The following is a 16,101-nucleotide window of genomic DNA, read 5'->3' as shown; positions in this document are numbered from 1 at the left end:
CACGTAGCGCCAGCGCGTAACCCACAAGCGCGAGGATGATCGACATCAGTGCCAGGGGCCCGTACACCAGGCTCAGCATCGCTTTCTCCTTGCATCCCAGGGTGTTCAAGCGGTAGTCGCCGGAGCCGAACCGTAATCGGCGCGCACGGCCAGCAGCCCGAACAGCATTTCGTCGCGCTGTGCAGCAAGCTCGTCGATCGATTGGCCGTCCGCCTCCTCGAGAACGCCGTCGACGATCTTTTGCTGGAGCTCCAGGGTCAGCTCCGGGTTACCCAAACCTGGCCACCCGGCGGCCATGCGCGGCATCAGGTGGTCCATGAAGTGCTGGATGCCGCCCTGACCGCCCCCGAGGTGCCACAGCAGGTTGGGTCCCATGACGCCCCAGCGCAGCCCGGGGCCCCACGACACCGCGTCGTCGGCGTCGGCGACGTCGAGCACTCCCTGACCGATCAGGTAAACCACTTCCCGATACAGCGCCGACTGGAGGCGGTTGGCCACGTGACCGGGCAGCTCCTTCTTCAGGTGAATGGGCTTCTTGCCGATGGAGGCGTAGAACACCATCGCGTCGTGGATCGTCTCCGGAGCGGTCCTCGTCCCGCCGACGACCTCCACAAGCGGGATCACATGCGGAGGGTTGAAGGGGTGCCCGATGACGGTCCGCTCCGGATGCAGGCACTCGGCCTGCATAACGCTCATCGTGATGCCCGACGAACTCGAGGCGATGATTGCCTCCGGCGGTGTGGCGGCGTCGATGTCAGCGAACAGCTTGACTTTCAGTTCCGGGCGCTCCGGCGCGTTTTCCTGAACGAAGTCGGCGTCCGCGAGGGCCGCCGGCAGGTCGGAGGTGAACTTCAGGCGGTCCGGTGAGGCACCCGGCGCCAGTCCCAGTGTCTTGACGCCCGCCCATGCACTCTCGACGTAAGACCGCAGCGCCGCCTCGGCGCCCGGCGCGGGATCGGTGGCGGTGACATCGAAGCCGCGGGCGAGGTAGTGGGTCGCCCAACTCGCGCCGATGGTGCCGGTACCGACGATTGCTATGCGCCGCACTGGCTTTTGTGTGCTCATGATCGTTGCTCCTTTTGGTTCGGTTTTGTCGTCAGCGCCCGCGCCAGACGGGTGCACGTTTTTCGGCGAATGCCAGCGCTCCTTCGTGGGCGTCTTCGGTGTCAAGCAGCCCGTGCGCGTCTTTGTCTTGCCGGGTGAACGCCTCGGCGTCATCGAGACCCTGCGTTTCGCGCAGCACCTTCTTGACTCTTGCCAGCGCGAGCGGCGCGTTGACCGCGATGCGCTGGGCGAGCTGTTGCGCCCCTGCCAATGCGGCCCCGGATTCGGTCAGCTCGCTGACGAGCCCGTACGCCTTCGCTTCGACGGCCCAGATCGGCTCGCCGGTGAGCAACACCTTGACGGCGACGTGGTACGGGATGCGCTGCGGAAGACGGATGACGCCGCCCTCGCCGGCGATGAGTCCCCGTTTCACTTCGGGCAAACCGAATTTGGCATCCCGCGCCGCGACGATCAGATCGCACGACAGGGCCATCTCAAAGCCACCGCCGAGCGCCCATCCTTCGACCGCAGCGATCAACGGCTTTTGCACGATCGCCCGGGTGAGCCCGCCGAATCCTCGACCGGGAAGGATCGGGGTCTGTCCGTTGGCGAACGCCTTCAGATCCATTCCCGCGCTGAACGTGCCACCGGCGCCGGTGAGAATACCCACCGAAAGCGACGGATCGGAATCCAGCAGATCCAACGCGGACGCCAGTTCGATCGCGACTTGCCGGCTGATGGCGTTGCGCTGCGCCGGGCGATTGATGGTGATCGTCAGAACGGTGTCCTGGCGCTCGGTGAGCACCAGCTCCGTCGATAGTTCGGTTGTGGTCATTTCGCTGTCTCCTGTTCTGCGGCAAAGGGAACCGCTCCGTGGGCTTCTAACTGGATGATTTCGTCGACAGTGAAGCCGAGCTGCACGAGAATTTCCGCGTTGTGCTCCCCGTGCTCCGGTGCACGCCGCGCCGGAACCCGCGCCATTCCGCGAAGGGTGAGTGGGTTGTTGACGGTGTACTCCAGGTCCGCCGCACCCTCGATCGGCACGACGATCCCTGCGGCACGCAGCTGCGGATCCCGGGCCGCCTCCTCGGGCGTCTGGATGATGCCGTAGGGAATGCGAGCCTTGTCGAGGACCTCTTTCCAATGCGCCAGGGGTTGGGCGCGGAATTCGGTTTCGAGCAGAGTCGCCAATTCACCGGCGTGGGTGCTGACGGCCTCGCCGTCGCTGAAGCGGGGATCGGACAATAGGTCCGACCGCCCGATGGCGCTGGCCAATACCGAAAAAGCCGATCGCTTGGCCGCCAACATGATCCAGCGACCGTCACCGCACTCGTACGGATTCGTCAAAGCGTTGACCGGCTTGTTACGGTCATTCAGTTCGTACGGCTTACCGCCGGCCAACGCCGCCGACACCAGCGTTCCCGTCGCCCACACACCCGTGGCGAGCAGCGAGGTGCCGACGTTCGCACCGCGCCCCGTGCGTTCGCGGTGATACAGCGCGGTGGTGATCGCACCGTAGATCGCGACGGCGGTGGTGTAATCGCCACTGCCCCAAGGCGGTGACGTCGGCGGTGCGCCGGCGTCGCGGGTCGAGGCCAGCAGCCCGCTGCGCGACCAGAAGGCGGTCAGGTCGAATCCGGGCAGTCTGGCGTCCGGGCCCGCATCGCCGAATCCCGTGATGTCGGCGTAGATGATCCGCGGGTTCCAGGACGACACCTCCTCATAGCCCAGGTGCAGCCCCTCGCGGGTGCCATGCGGGAAGTTGGTGATCAACACGTCGGCCCATTCGACGAGGCGCTTGAGGATCTTCGTGCCGCCCTCGGACTTGAGGTTGATCGACATCCCTCGCTTGTTGCGATTCGCCAAGTGCCAGCTGTAGTTGCCGAGCGCCGCCGGGCTCGGTGGGACCGAGCTCAGCAGCCGCTGCGGATCGCCCATCCCCGGCGCCTCGACCTTGATGACGTCGGCGCCGAAGTCCGACAGCATCGTCGCTGCCGCTGGCGCGGCGATAAAGCTGGCGAGCTCAACGACCTTCAGGCCGGAAAACACGAGTTGCGTTGATTGCGTTGTCATGGTTGTCGTCTCCTTAAACGAACGCGCTCAGGCCGGTGACGGACTTTGCGACGATCAGCGTCTGCATCTCGCGGGTGCCCTCGTAGGAGTACAGGGCCTCGGAGTCGGCCACGAAGCGGCCGATGTTGTAGTCGAGCACAATGCCGTTGCCGCCGAACAATTCCCGCGCCCAGTGCACGGTCTCGCGCATCCGCGAGCAGCAGTAGGCCTTGGCGAGCGCCGACTGCTCGTCGCGGTAGACACCCTCGTGTTGCAGCTGGGCGAGGCGCACCATCATCCCCGCGCACGCCGTGGCGTTGCCGAGCATCTTCACGAGCAGGTCCTGAACCAGCTGGAATTTTCCGATCGGCTTGCCGAACTGCGTCCGCTCCTTCGCGTACTGCAGCGCGAGCTCGTAGGCGGCGAACTGGACGCCGACCGCCTGCCATGCCACCCCGCTGCGCGTCCGGCGCAGGATCTCCGCGGTGTCGCGGAACGAGTTCGCGTTCTGCAGCCGGTTGGCTTCGGGAACCCGGCACTCGTCGAGCACGATGTCGGCGTTCTGCACGATGCGCAGCGCGAACTTGTTCTCGATCTTGGTCGCGGTGAACCCGGGGGTGCCCTTCTCGGCGACGAAGCCCAGCACGCGGTTGGTCTCGACGTCGCGAGCCCACACGACGACCACGTCGGCGAAGGTGGCGTTGCCGATCCAGCGCTTGGCGCCGTTGAGCACCCACTCGTCACCGTCGCGACGCGCGGTGGTCTCCATGCCACCCGCCACATCCGAGCCGCCGTGCGGCTCGGTCAACGCGAAGGCGCCGATCTTCTCGAACCGGCTCATCGCGGGCAGCCAGCGGCGCTTCTGCTCTCCGGACCCGCAGGTGAGGATGCTGCCCATCGCAAGCCCGCTATGCACGCCGAAGAACACCGAGAGCGATGGATCGGCGTGCGCCATCTCCATCGCGGTGATGCCCGTCATCAGGTTGCTCGGTGCGGGCTCCAACGAGTCGGGATCGGCCCAATCCAGCAGACCCAGCGTCGCGAATCCCTTGACGAGCTCGAACGGGAACTCGGCCCGTGCCCAGTAGCCGTCGACGATCGGCGTGGCTTCGGCGCGGAAGAATTCGCGTATGCGGTGGACCTTCTCCCGCTCCGCGTCCGACAGCAGCTCTTCGTAGTTGTAGAAGTCGGCCGGCAGCTGCCCCGGCTCCAGATACGGCTGGTGCGTTGACGGCAACGTGACTTTGACGGTCATGGTGTCCTCTCTTTTCGGTGGTGGGCAAGTTCTCACCCTTGCGGCCGCTTGCTGATTCGCCGGTTGGTCGATCGGCCAGGCCATGCATTCACCATCAGCCCGTCGTGGGCGAGGTCGGGATACCGCGCTTATCCCCGGTACTGGCAGGGACAGGCTCAGCGGTGGCGGCGAACGCCGGGGCGTTGCGGAGCAGCCCGGCGCCTATTCGGCGCGGTAGCCGACGCTGAATTTGTCAAATGCGTTGTACGCGTGGGCTTTAACCGTGACCGGAATCGGAATCTGCGCGTCCGAGGAGTGCCCCGACGGCCAACTCCGCCATCGCGATGTCGGCTCGCTCGCCGGTAATGAACTCGGCGTAGAGGAAAGATTCGACGATCCGGACGATGAGGTAGGCCAGGTCGCGCGGCGGAAGCGGCGAACGCAGGTTGTCCCCTGCGACCTCGTCATTCAATAGCGTCTCGATGGCGCCCACCAGACGCGCCTGAACGGTACCCGCGCCCGTCGTGAGAATTCGCAGCGCACGTTCCGGCTCTCGCCGGACGAACTCCCGAAGGAAGTCGGCTTGGTCGACCATGGCAGCGAAGCCACCGATCGCGCCGGTGATGCGCTGCGCGCCAGTGCCGTCGGAAGCCTCGACGGCGGTGGAGAGGGCCGGTTCCGCCAGGGACCACAGAATCTCCCCGAGCAGGTCGTCGCGACCGCCGACCCAACGAAACAGGGTCGCGCGGTTTACACCGAGGTCGGCCGCAAGTTCCTGCATCTCGATGCGGCGCCCGGCCATGAACCACCGCCGGGCCACCCGGAACGCGTCTAACGCGTCAGGCTTGCGCTCCTCGGCCAACATGCGGGATAGGGGTGTTTCGGCGATCGTGGACCTCCTCGGACCTGTGCATCATACTACCGGACGTTGCAGATTAGCTAGATGTGCGGCGGGACGGGACGGTGTGCGCCATGACATCCGCCGACCACTGAATTAGCCGATATCAAAACGGGTTACGAGTATCGGCGACCTCTGAACCCCGAAATGATGATACTCGCGCCGCCATGGTGCTGTGAGATCAGTCTCTTATCAGTCGCATCTATGCAACATTTAGTCGATCCGTTGCATACTGTGGGGGAACGCCTCAGTAAAGGAGTATTGCTATGCCCGTGCTTGATCGGTTTCGTATCGACGACCGCGTCGCCGTCGTCACCGGCGCGTCCAGTGGGCTCGGAGTCGCGTTCGCGCAGGCGCTGGCCGAAGCGGGCGCCGACGTGGTGCTCGGCGCCCGGCGCGTCGACCGCTTGGAGGAGACCCGTGCGCTGGTCGAGGCCGCGGGCCGAAAAGCCGTCGCGGTCCGAACTGATGTGACCGACCCCGGCGACTGCCACGCGCTGGTGCGCGCCGCGATGGACGAATTCGGGCGGGTGGACATCCTGGTGAACAATGCCGGGATCGGAACGGCCGTGCCGGCCACTCGCGAGACCCCCGAGCAGTTCCGGTCGGTCATCGATCTCAATCTCAACGGCTGTTACTGGATGGCGCAGGAATGTGGCCGCGTGATGCAGCCGGGAAGCTCGATCATCAACGTCAGCAGCGTGCTGGGCTTGACCACCGCCGGTCTGCCGCAGGCCGCCTACGCGTCCTCCAAGGCGGGGTTGATCGGGTTGACCCGAGACCTTGCCCAGCAATGGACCGGGCGCCGGGGCATCCGCGTAAACGCAATCGCGCCAGGCTACTTCGCATCCGAGATGACTGACCAATTTGAGCCCGAGTACTTCGACTCCATGATCGTGCCGCGCACACTGTGCCGGCGTCTGGGTGAGCCCGAAGAACTCAGCGCCGCACTGTTATTCCTTGCCAGCGACGCCAGCAGCTACGTCACCGGAATCACGCTGCCCGTCGAAGGCGGAATGCTGACCAACTAGGGAGCCATTCGTGAAGCAACTCAGCGGCCTGGACGCGACGTTTCTGTACCTGGAGACGCCGACAACGTTCGGGCACGTCACGGGCCTGATGATCTTCGAGCGGCCCAGTGCGGACTTCGACCCGTACCAGGCCGTCTACGCCAAGTTCGCCTCGATGGTCGGCGAGCTCGAGCCGCTCCGCCGCCTCGTCGAGGTGCCCTTCGGGCTCGACCATCCGTACTGGGTGGCCGACCCCGATCTGGACCTCGATTTCCATATCAGGGAGATCCATTTGGCCAAGCCCGGCATGGTCGACCAGCTGGCCGACCAGGTGTCCCGCATCGTTGGTCGGCCCATGGACCGGACCCGTCCTCTATGGGAGGTCTACGTTATCGACGGCCTCCACAGCGGACGGTGGGCGCTGCTCACCAAGTACCACCACGCCACCATCGATGGGGCTGCCGGACAACTGATGCTGCAGATCATGACCGATCCCGACCCCGAAGCCCCACCGCCGGGCGAGAGCCCCGCGTGGGACGCCGAACCTCTTCCGGGCACCGTGGACCTGTTGCGGCGCACGGCAACCCGGCTGGCACTAAATCCCGTCCGAGCGTTGCGGGTTGAAGCGCGGCTGGTACGCAAGGTTGCCGACGTGGCGGGCGTCAACAGCATCAGCGGCGCGGCCGGCCGCACCGGGGCGGCGGCCAAGGCAATCGCCCGAGTCGGCGGCCGCGACGGGCCGCGCATTACCTTACCTACCACTCAGGCACCGCCGACCCCATGGAACAAGACGATCACGGGTCAGCGCCGATTCGCCATGCGCACAACGTCTTTGGAAAATGTGAAGGCGCTCAAGAACGCGACAGGCGGCACGGTCAACGACATCGTGATGGCCATCTGCGCGGGCGGGCTTCGCCAGTATCTGCTGTCTCATGACGCGCTGCCCGATCGTCCGCTGCGGGCTATGGTGCCGGTGTCGACCCGCACCGGCGACGAGGACGACCCGTGGACCAACCGCGTTTCGGCCCTCGTCGCCGAGTTGCCCACCGATTGCGGCGACCCGCTGGAACGCGTCGCCCGGTGTAGCCAGGCGATGCGAAACGCCAAGCGCACACTCGATATGGTGCCGGCCGACGAACTCGTCGACCTCACCCAGTTCTCCGCACCGGTGCTCGCGACTTCGGCGGTGCGACTCGCGTCGCGGCTGCGGTTGGCTAACCGGGTTGCGCAGCCGTTCAACCTGGTGATCTCGAATGTTCCCGGGCCGCGCCAGCCCTTGTATTTCGCGGGCGCGCAACTGTGCCATCAGTTCCCGGTGTCGATCGTCACCGACGGCCAAGGCCTGAACATCACGGTGGTGAGTTACCTCGACCGACTCGACTTCGGCTTTATCGTCGACCGCGACCTGGTGCCCGACGTGTGGGATCTCGCCGACATGCACATCGACGAGATCGCCCGGCTGTTCGAAGCCAGCGGAGCCAAATGGCTGCAACCCCCGCCGCCGCCCCACCCTCGGCGCGGGCCTGTCAGACGCGCCCAGGCCGATGACATCTGCTGAACAGCAAACACCGGTGCAGCTTGCTGCCGCCCACATCCGCATAATGCGGAACACTTCGGCACCTAGGGTTTAAGCTCGAACGATGGCCACGGAGGCCAATGCGCTGGGAGATTTCCTGCGCGCGCGTCGCCAGCAAATACGGCCCGAGGATGTCGGGCTGGTTCCCGGCGCGCGGCGGCGCGTCGCGGGTTTGCGCCGCGAGGAGCTGGCAATGTTGGCGGGCATTAGCGCCGAGTACTACCTGCGCCTGGAGGTAGGTCGCGACAAGCACCCATCGCCTCAGGTTGTTGACGCGCTAGCGCGCGCCCTACGGCTGGACGCCAAAGCCACGCAGTATCTGCAGCAACTGGGGGGTGCACCCCCCGGGGGTCATACCTCCGATCCGGAAGCGCGAGCCTACGCCCTAGCCGAATTGATCGACGACTTTCCGATGCCGGCATTCCTAGCCAACAGGTACCAAGATGTATTGGCGGCAAATACGCTCGCCCGAGCCCTGTCACCGGGGTTCACACCGGGAGAAAACTTCCTGCGCTGGCGCCTACTCGATCCCGCCGCCCGAGAGCTCTACGTTGACTGGGACGACGCGACCGAGATGGCAGTGAATGGACTACGGGAACTCGCCGGCCCCTGTCCCAACGATGCCCGCCTGCAGGCGTTTGTCGCCGAATTGTCCTCAGCGAGCCCACGTTTCCGCGAACTCTGGTCCCGCGCGGACGTGGGTTACCGTTTGGGAATCCACCACCTCCGGCATCCCCTGGTCGGCGAGCTATATCTGCACCGCCACCGGCTCAACGCCCCGTATCCCGGTGGGGACCACGTGATCATGTATCGCGCCGAGCCGGGCAGCGACTCCGCCCGCGCGCTAGAAAAACTGCGATCCCTCACCGCGTCCACGAGTGCTCCCCCGGATGGATAGGCGCGGACATTGGCGGTGAAGGGTAATGCGCTCGGCGACTACCTGCGTGCGCGGCGCCAGCAGGTGCACCCGGCGGAAGTCGGGCTGGTTCCTGGCACGCGCCGGCGCGTTGCGGGGCTGCGCCGCGAGGAGCTGGCGATGCTGGCGGGCATCAGCGCCGAGTACTACCTGCGGCTAGAGGTTGGCCGCGACAAACATCCGTCGCCCCAGGTTGTCGATGCGCTAGCGCAGGCCCTGCGACTGGACATCAAGGCCACGCGGTATCTGCACCAGCTGGCCAATCCCATCATCAGCCATTGGGATCATTCCGTTCTGGACGCGGCGGCCGAGGGGCTGGACGAAGTGATCGATCAGATGCCGTTCCCGGCAATCGTGGCCAGCAGATACCAAGATGTGCTGGCCGCCAATGCGATCGCGCGGGTGCTGTCGCCGGGATTTGCACCTGGACAAAACTTCCTGCGCTGGCGCCTGTTAGACCCGGCGGCGCGGGAGCTCTACGTCGATTGGGAGGACGCGGTCGACGCAGCGGTCGGTGGTTTACGGGAACTCGCCGGAGCGGTTCCCGACGACCCCCGCATGCAGACATTGATCGCCGAATTATCCTCCGCCAGTCCCTATTTCCGCGAAGCTTGGGCGCGCGCGAACGTGGGTTACCGGTTGGGAGTCATGCACCTGCGCCATCCGCTGGTCGGGGACCTCTACTTGTCTCGGAACCAGCTCATCGTCCCGCATGTCCCGAACGCCGCTGGGCAGCATCTGCTCATCTATCACGCCGAATCCGGTAGCGACTCCGCCAGAGCGCTCGAGAAACTCCGATCGCTGGCGGACCCGGCTGGCTAGGCTCTCGTCGGCTAAGCCAGGGGCGGCTGGGAATCTTTTGGGGACCATCTCAACGCAATCCTGTCCCTGTCACTACTGGGGATAAGTACGGCATCCCCACCTTGTGGTCCGCGCAGTCATCGTTGATGCAACACCAAGACCACGACGATGAGGATGCCATGACCGCGACAGCCATGCCCGGCGCCGACCGGCTGCATCGGGCGGTGGCCGTCAGTTCGGGCTTCGTTCGACTAACCGCGACGAAGGCCCTCAAGCATTCCCTCACGGATATCGCTGATGCCCTGGCGTTTCTGACACGCATCACTGCGCGGGGCACAGCGCAGCTCCACACTCAGTGGCTCCAGGTCCTACCAACGACCACCGCTGCTGTGGCCGGCGTTGGGTTGCTCATCGCCTTATATGCCGCGGGTGTCTCCGAACGGCCAAAGCGCTCCGTCGTCGCCGCGCAAGCGTACGAGACCTTCGGACAATTTGAGAAAGGTTGGCGCTGAACATGCCATTCACCGCATTACGCGACATGCGTTGGCGCGTTTGGCGATTCGTAATCGCGATCGTCGTCACCGGCCTGGTATTCGCAATGACCCTCGTCCTCACCGGGCTCGCCAACGGGTTCCGCGTAGAGGATGAGCGCACCGTCGATTCCCTCGGAGTCGACATGTTCCTGATCAAATCCGGTGCGACCGGCCCATTCCTGGGCTCGGCACCGTTCCCGGCGGCTGAACTGCAAGTGGTCGCCGCCACCCCGGGCGTGGTGGCCGCGGCGCCCCTGGCGTACAAGGGGGCGACGTTCAAAAGCGGCGACTCGACGCACCCCGGGGCCATGTTCGGCGCACCGGCGGGCGGCCCGGGTATGCCCGCGATGTCCGAGGGCAGGGCACCGTCAAGCCCCGACGAGCTGGCAGTGACGAGCACCATTGGACGCCGAATCGGCGATCAGCTCGAGGTCGGATCGCGCAAGCTGCTGATCGTCGGCATCGTGAACGATTCCACCTCGCTGGCAAAGACACCGAACCTCTTTGTGACGACCGAGGGTATACAACAGTCGGAGTTCGGCGGTCAGCCCCTCATCTCATCGATCGGGATCCGTGGCACATTGTCGCAAGTTCCCGACGGCTACCGGGTGGTCAACCGCAACGTTGCGGTGGACGACCTGATGCGGCCGACCAGAATAGCGGTCCAGGCGATCAGGATCGTCGCCATTCTGCTGTGGATCGTTGCGGCGTTGATCGTGGGCGGCGTGGTCTATTTGTCCGCGCTGGAGCGCATGCGAGACTTCGCGGTCTTCAAGGCGATCGGCGTCTCGACGCGATCGGTCCTGGCCGGCCTGGTGTTGCAGGCGATCGTCGTGGCGATCCTTGCTGCCGCCTTCGGCGCCGGACTTTCACGCCTGCTCGCACCGCTGTTCCCGATGAACGTCATCGAGCCAGCCGCGGCCTACCCGCTCCTCGCGGTGATCGCAGTCGGGGTGGGTCTGCTCGCCAGCGCCACGGCGGTCCGTCGGGCCGCCACCGTCGATCCCGCTCTCGCATTTGGAGGTCCGTAATCATGACCGGTGTACGCGTTCAGAACCTAGTCGTCGAATACTCCAGCGGCGGTAATGCCATCCGCCCGATCGACGGCCTCAACCTCGAACTCGAAGCCGGCTCGTTGACGATCCTGCTCGGCCCTAGTGGCTGCGGAAAGACTACGTTGCTGTCGTCCCTGGGCGCGCTCCTGACACCCACGTCGGGGTCAATCACCGTCGGCGACGTGGACGTGACCTCGCTCAACCGCCGAGCAATGTCGCGATACCGGCGCCACAAGGTCGGCATCGTGTTCCAGGCGTTCAACCTGGTGCCAAGCCTGACGGCGCTGGAGAATGTCCTTGTGCCGCTCCGCGCAGCCAGGGTTTCGCGCCGCGCCGCACGTGAGCGCGCCGAGGAGCTGCTGACCCGTGTTGGCTTGCAGGACAGGATGACCCATCGTCCCGGTGACCTGAGCGGCGGCCAACAACAACGCGTCGCCGTGGCGCGCGCGATCGCCCTCGATCCGCCGCTGATCCTGGCCGACGAACCGACCGCACATCTTGATTACCTTCAGGTCGAGGAGATGCTCAAGCTCATCCGCAGCCTCGCGTCCGGTGATCGTATGGTCGTCGTCGCCACCCACGACCCGCGCTTGCTACCGCTGGCCGACCGTGTGATCGAGATGGTGCCGACGACCACGTTGATCAACCGCGCACACGAAACGATTCAGCTCAAAGCGGGGACGATCTTGTTCAATCAAGGCGCGCTGGCTGATCTGATCTACACGGTCTCCGAGGGAGAACTCGAGATCATTCGCCAACGACCCAGCGGCGGACAAGAACTGCTACGGGTGGCCAGGGCCGGCGACTACTTCGGCGAGGTCGGTCCGGTATTCGGCCTGCCGCGGTCGGCGACCGTGCGCGCCCGCACCAACGCCGCGGTCATCGGCTACAGCGTTCCGGCGTTCCGGCAACGTTTCGGCGCCGCGGCCGGACCGGGGCTCAGCGAGGGGCGCGAGCTGGCCCTGGATTAAGCGTCTAGGAAATATCTGGCCTTTTCGGCCGCTACGATCGAACGGTGTCCGCCGAGGCAGGAATCGACTTGCTTGAGGCCGTGCTCGCGGCACACGGCGGGCTTGATCGCTGGCGCCAATTCAGCTCGATGGAGGCGACTATCGTCAGCGGCGGCAAGCTATGGGAGATCAAGGGCCAGCCGCAGGATCCGTCGCCGCGAAGAATGACGGTTGCGCTACAACGCGAATGGGCTTCCGTGCAACCGTTCGGCGCTCCAGACCAGAAGACCGACTTCACACCGCAACGGGTCGCCATCGAAAAGCTTGACGGTCGCGTAGTCGCCGAACGAATCAACCCGCGCGAATCTTTCGCCGGCCACGAGCTCACAACGCCGTGGGATCCGTTGCAACGCGCCTACTTCAACGGGTACGCCCTGTGGACGTATTTGACCACTCCGTTCTTCATGACGCTGGACGGATTCACCGTCGCCGAAATCGATCCGATCGAGGACCACGGCGAGCGCTGGTTTGGACTGCAGGCGCGATTCCCAAACCAGTTCGCCAGCCACAGCCTCGTGCAGGAGTTCTACTTCGGCAGTGACTATCTGCTCCGCCGTCACGACTACCGCGTCGACGTCGCAGGTGGGTTCTCTGCGATTCAATACGTCTACGACATCGTGGAGGCCGAGGGGATCAAGCTGCCGTCGAAGCGACGGGCATACCGCTGCGATGCGGACGGCCGACTTTTGCCCGACGAGCTCATGGTTTCCATCGACGTAAGCGACGTCGAGCTGAACTGACAAGCGACCGACGGTCAGGGGTCGCCTCGTCGCCGCAAAGGTGATCGGTTGCCCAGAAACCCGATCTGACCTGGTTAGAGCCGACCTGGCGGGCACCTACCTCGCAGCCGGACCAATTCCCCTTTTGCGTGTCGCGGCTCCGCCGTATCGACTGCGCCGGGCGGCCCGCTTTAATTACCTTCATGGCCAGCGCCGTGCTGAGGAAACAGCCGCGATCCACCGCGCTGGGCTACGCCCTGCTGGCACCCAGCCTGTTCGGCGTGCTCGCCTTTTTGCTGCTGCCGATCCTCGTGGTGATCTGGCTCAGCCTCTACCGGTGGGACCTGCTGGGCCCGCTGCGCTATGTGGGGCTGGCCAACTGGCGGTCGGTGCTGACCGATTCCGGCTTCGCCAACTCGCTGGTCGTCACCGCCGTCTTCGTCGCGATCGTGGTTCCCGCGCAGACCATCCTCGGGCTGCTGGCCGCCTCCATGCTCGCCCGCCGACTCCCCGGGACCGGGCTGTTCCGCACCGTGTACGTGCTGCCCTGGATCTGCGCGCCGCTAGCGATCGCGGTGCTGTGGCGCTGGATCCTGGCCCCCACCGACGGGGCCGTCAGCGCGGTACTGGGCCACAGCATCGGGTGGCTCTCCGACCCCAGCTTCGCGCTGCCGCTGGTGTCGGCCGTCGTGGTGTGGACCAACGTCGGGTACGTCTCGCTGTCGTTCCTGGCGGGCCTGTTGGCCATTCCCGACGACATCCACGCGGCCGCGCGCACCGACGGCGCCAACGCGTGGCAACGGTTCTGGCGCATCACCCTGCCCATGCTGCGCCCGACGATGTTTTTCGTCCTGGTGACCGGGATCGTCAGCACCGCACAGGTTTTCGACATGGTGTACGCCCTGACCGGCGGGGGCCCGGGCAACAGCACCGACCTGGTCGCGCATCGCATCTACGCCGAGGCGTTCGGGGCGGCGGCGATCGGTCGGGCATCAGTGATGGCGGTGGTGCTGTTCGTCATCCTGATCGGGGTCACGGTCGTGCAGCACCTCTACTTCCGGCGGCGGATCAGCTATGACCTCGTCTAGCCGCCTCATCAACGTCGCCATCTACGCCGGGCTGACGGTGGGCGCGCTGATCACGTTGGCGCCGTTCGCACTTGGGTTGCTGACCTCCTTCACCTCGGCGCACCAGTTCGCCACCGGCACGCCGCTGCAACTGCCGCGGCCGCCCACGCTGGCCAACTACTCCGACCTGGGCGGCGCCGGGTTCGGCCGGGCGGCGGCGGTGACCGCGCTGATGACGGCCGTGATCCTGCTGGGCCAGCTGACGTTTTCGGTGCTGGCCGGATACGCGTTCGCGCGCCTGCATTTCCCCGGGCGCGACGCGCTGTTCTGGGTCTACATCGCCACGCTGATGGTGCCGGCAACGGTCACAGTGGTGCCGATGTATCTGATGATGGCGCAGCTGGGCCTGCGGAACACGTTCTGGGCGTTGGTGCTGCCGTTCATGTTCGGCTCGCCGTACGCGATTTTCCTGCTGCGCGAGCACTTTCGCATCATCCCGAACGACTTGATCAACGCCGCGCGCCTCGACGGGGCCAACACCCTGGACGTGATCGTGCACGTAGTGATCCCCGCCAGCCGTCCGGTGCTGGCCGCGTTGACGTTGATCACGGTGGTCTCGCAATGGAACAACTTCATGTGGCCGCTGGTGATCACCAGCGGACACAAGTGGCGGGTGCTTACCGTGGCGACGGCAGATCTGCAGTCGCGGTTCAACTCCCAGTGGACGTTGGTGATGGCGGCGACGACGCTGGCGATCGTCCCGCTGATCACGCTGTTCGTCGGCTTCCAACGCCACATCGTCGCGTCGATCGTCGTCTCGGGGCTCAAATGACCAGGCCCCGCTCATCGACACTCGTCGCCGGGGCCCTGGCGTTGGTGGCGGCGCTGCTGGCTGCGATGGCCGTGCTGTTGGACTATTCCGCCGAACCCCACGGCGGCAAGATCGTCATCAAGGTGCGCGTCTGGGCTGACCAGATCGCCGCGGCATATCAGCAGTCATTCGCGGAGTTCAACCGCACGCATCGCGATATCGAGGTCCGCACCAACATCGTTGCGTATTCGACGTACTTCAACACGCTGCGCACCGACGTCGCGGGCGGCAGCGCCGACGACATCTTCTGGGTGTCCAACGCGTACCTCGCCGCCTACGCCGACGACGGCCGGTTGCTCGACGTCGGCCAGATGCTGGGCCCGGATGCCAAGGCCGACTGGGATCCGGCGGTGGTGGAGCAGTTCACCCGCGGCGGGGTGCTGTGGGGTGTGCCGCAGCTGACCGACGGCGGGATCGCGCTGTATTACAACGCGGACCTGCTCGCGGCGGCCGGAGTCGATCCCGCCCAACTCGACGACTTGCGGTGGAGCGCCACCGGCGACAGCGACACGCTGCGCCCCCTGCTGTCCCGGCTGACCCTCGACACCGACGGAAATGCCGCGGGCACAGCGCGTTTCGACGCCGGACGGGTCCGGCAGTGGGGATACAACGCGGCCAACGACCCCCAGGGCATCTACCTGAACTACATCGGTTCGGCGGGTGGGGTGTTCCAGCGCGGCGACGAGTTCGCCTTCGACAACCCAGCGGCGGTGTCGGCCTTCCGGTATCTGGTCCGTCTCATCAACGATGATCACGTCGCGCCGCCGGCCTCCGACACCAACGACAACGGCGACTTCTCCCGCAATCAGTTCCTGGCCGGCAAGATGGCGCTCTTCCAGTCCGGCACCTACAACCTGAAACCGGTCGCCCGCGATGCGCGCTTCCGCTGGGGTGTGGCGATGATGCCGGCGGGCCCCGTCGGCCGCGTGAGCGTCACCAACGGCATTGCCGCGGCGGGCAATTCGGCGACCAAGCACCCGGATGCGGTGCGCCAGGTGCTGGCCTGGATGGGTAGCCGCGAGGGCAACGCCTACCTGGGCCGCGACGGCGCCGCCATTCCCGCGGTGCTGTCGGCTCAGCCGGTCTACTTCGACCACTGGGCCGCCGAGGGCATCGACGTCCGGCCGTTCTTCTCCGTGCTGAAGGGTCCGCGCATTCCCGCGCCGGGCGGTGCCGGCTTCGCCGCGGGGTACACAGCCCTGCAGAGCTATTTCGACGAAATGTTCTTGGGTCGAGGCGATGTCGCCGCGACCCTGCGGAAGGCTCAGGCCGCGGCCAACGCCGCCGCGCAGCGCTGACCGCCAGTCCCGCGAAA

General features: G+C 65.7%; 16 protein-coding genes. 11 read left to right on the top strand and 5 right to left on the bottom strand.

Features of this window, described 5'->3' with window-relative positions; genetic code table 11:
• Window positions 1–105 precede the first annotated feature (105 nt).
• The 5 genes from N415_RS01345 to N415_RS01325 all read right to left on the bottom strand — a co-directional run bounded on the left by N415_RS01345 (window position 106) and on the right by N415_RS01325 (window position 5,132).
• The gene (locus N415_RS01345; RefSeq protein ID WP_068176591.1) at window positions 106–1,065 is read right to left on the bottom strand and encodes a 3-hydroxyacyl-CoA dehydrogenase NAD-binding domain-containing protein; all 960 of its coding nucleotides are present in this window, start codon (window positions 1,063–1,065) and stop codon (window positions 106–108) included.
• Between the two features lie 31 nt (window positions 1,066–1,096).
• Window positions 1,097–1,879 carry a crotonase/enoyl-CoA hydratase family protein gene (locus tag N415_RS01340; RefSeq protein ID WP_068176309.1) on the bottom strand — a complete coding sequence of 261 codons (783 nt, stop codon included), beginning with the start codon at window positions 1,877–1,879 and terminating at the stop codon, window positions 1,097–1,099.
• Window positions 1,876–3,117 carry a CaiB/BaiF CoA-transferase family protein gene (locus tag N415_RS01335; protein ID WP_068176306.1) on the bottom strand — a complete coding sequence of 414 codons (1,242 nt, stop codon included), beginning with the start codon at window positions 3,115–3,117 and terminating at the stop codon, window positions 1,876–1,878. Before N415_RS01335 ends, N415_RS01340 begins: the two co-directional genes overlap by 4 nt.
• A 13-nt stretch (window positions 3,118–3,130) precedes the next feature.
• Complete coding sequence (locus N415_RS01330) at window positions 3,131–4,351, bottom strand: acyl-CoA dehydrogenase family protein (RefSeq protein ID WP_204366804.1); 1,221 nt, start codon at window positions 4,349–4,351, stop codon at window positions 3,131–3,133.
• Window positions 4,352–4,607: 256 nt separating this feature from the next.
• Window positions 4,608–5,132, bottom strand: a complete 525-nt coding sequence (locus N415_RS01325) for a QsdR family transcriptional regulator (RefSeq protein WP_239645418.1) — start codon at window positions 5,130–5,132, stop codon at window positions 4,608–4,610.
• Between the two features lie 362 nt (window positions 5,133–5,494).
• On the opposite strand from N415_RS01325, the gene N415_RS01320 reads away from it, so the two are divergent.
• The 11 genes from N415_RS01320 (at window position 5,495) to N415_RS01270 (ending at window position 16,084) form a co-directional block, all read left to right on the top strand.
• A complete protein-coding gene (locus N415_RS01320) occupies window positions 5,495–6,259 on the top strand; it encodes a glucose 1-dehydrogenase (protein ID WP_068176300.1) in 765 nt (254 codons plus the stop codon).
• Between the two features lie 10 nt (window positions 6,260–6,269).
• Window positions 6,270–7,796, top strand: coding sequence for a wax ester/triacylglycerol synthase family O-acyltransferase (locus N415_RS01315; RefSeq protein ID WP_068176297.1), 1,527 nt, complete (start codon window positions 6,270–6,272; stop codon window positions 7,794–7,796).
• A gap of 82 nt (window positions 7,797–7,878) precedes the next feature.
• A complete protein-coding gene (locus tag N415_RS01310; protein WP_068176294.1) occupies window positions 7,879–8,712 on the top strand; it encodes a helix-turn-helix transcriptional regulator in 834 nt (277 codons plus the stop codon).
• 15 nt (window positions 8,713–8,727) lie between these two features.
• Window positions 8,728–9,552 (top strand): helix-turn-helix transcriptional regulator, encoded by an 825-nt coding sequence (locus N415_RS01305; protein ID WP_239645422.1) that lies wholly within the window; start codon window positions 8,728–8,730, stop codon window positions 9,550–9,552.
• Between the two features lie 158 nt (window positions 9,553–9,710).
• On the top strand, window positions 9,711–10,043 hold the full coding sequence (locus N415_RS01300) for a hypothetical protein (protein ID WP_152531197.1): 333 nt from the start codon (window positions 9,711–9,713) through the stop codon (window positions 10,041–10,043).
• Window positions 10,044–10,045: 2 nt separating this feature from the next.
• Window positions 10,046–11,095, top strand: a complete 1,050-nt coding sequence (locus N415_RS01295) for an ABC transporter permease (RefSeq protein WP_068176286.1) — start codon at window positions 10,046–10,048, stop codon at window positions 11,093–11,095.
• A gap of 2 nt (window positions 11,096–11,097) precedes the next feature.
• Window positions 11,098–12,090: an ATP-binding cassette domain-containing protein gene (locus tag N415_RS01290; RefSeq protein WP_068176283.1), complete on the top strand. Its 993-nt coding sequence runs from the start codon at window positions 11,098–11,100 to the stop codon at window positions 12,088–12,090.
• 44 nt (window positions 12,091–12,134) lie between these two features.
• Complete coding sequence (locus tag N415_RS01285; RefSeq protein WP_068176281.1) at window positions 12,135–12,869, top strand: hypothetical protein; 735 nt, start codon at window positions 12,135–12,137, stop codon at window positions 12,867–12,869.
• A 197-nt stretch (window positions 12,870–13,066) separates the two neighbouring features.
• Window positions 13,067–13,936: a sugar ABC transporter permease gene (locus N415_RS01280; protein WP_152531206.1), complete on the top strand. Its 870-nt coding sequence runs from the start codon at window positions 13,067–13,069 to the stop codon at window positions 13,934–13,936.
• Entirely contained in the window at window positions 13,923–14,747 is an 825-nt protein-coding gene (locus N415_RS01275; protein WP_068176276.1) for a carbohydrate ABC transporter permease, read from the top strand. Before N415_RS01280 ends, N415_RS01275 begins: the two co-directional genes overlap by 14 nt.
• Window positions 14,744–16,084 (top strand): sugar ABC transporter substrate-binding protein, encoded by a 1,341-nt coding sequence (locus N415_RS01270; RefSeq protein ID WP_068176273.1) that lies wholly within the window; start codon window positions 14,744–14,746, stop codon window positions 16,082–16,084. Before N415_RS01275 ends, N415_RS01270 begins: the two co-directional genes overlap by 4 nt.
• Window positions 16,085–16,101: the final 17 nt, after the last annotated feature.

Origin of the sequence: Mycobacterium sp. UM_CSW (genome assembly GCF_000455205.1) — a bacterium.
GTDB lineage: Bacteria > Actinomycetota > Actinomycetes > Mycobacteriales > Mycobacteriaceae > Mycobacterium.
The sequence above is the reverse complement of the archived record's forward strand: the minus strand, read 5'-3'. Positions and strand labels throughout refer to the sequence as shown.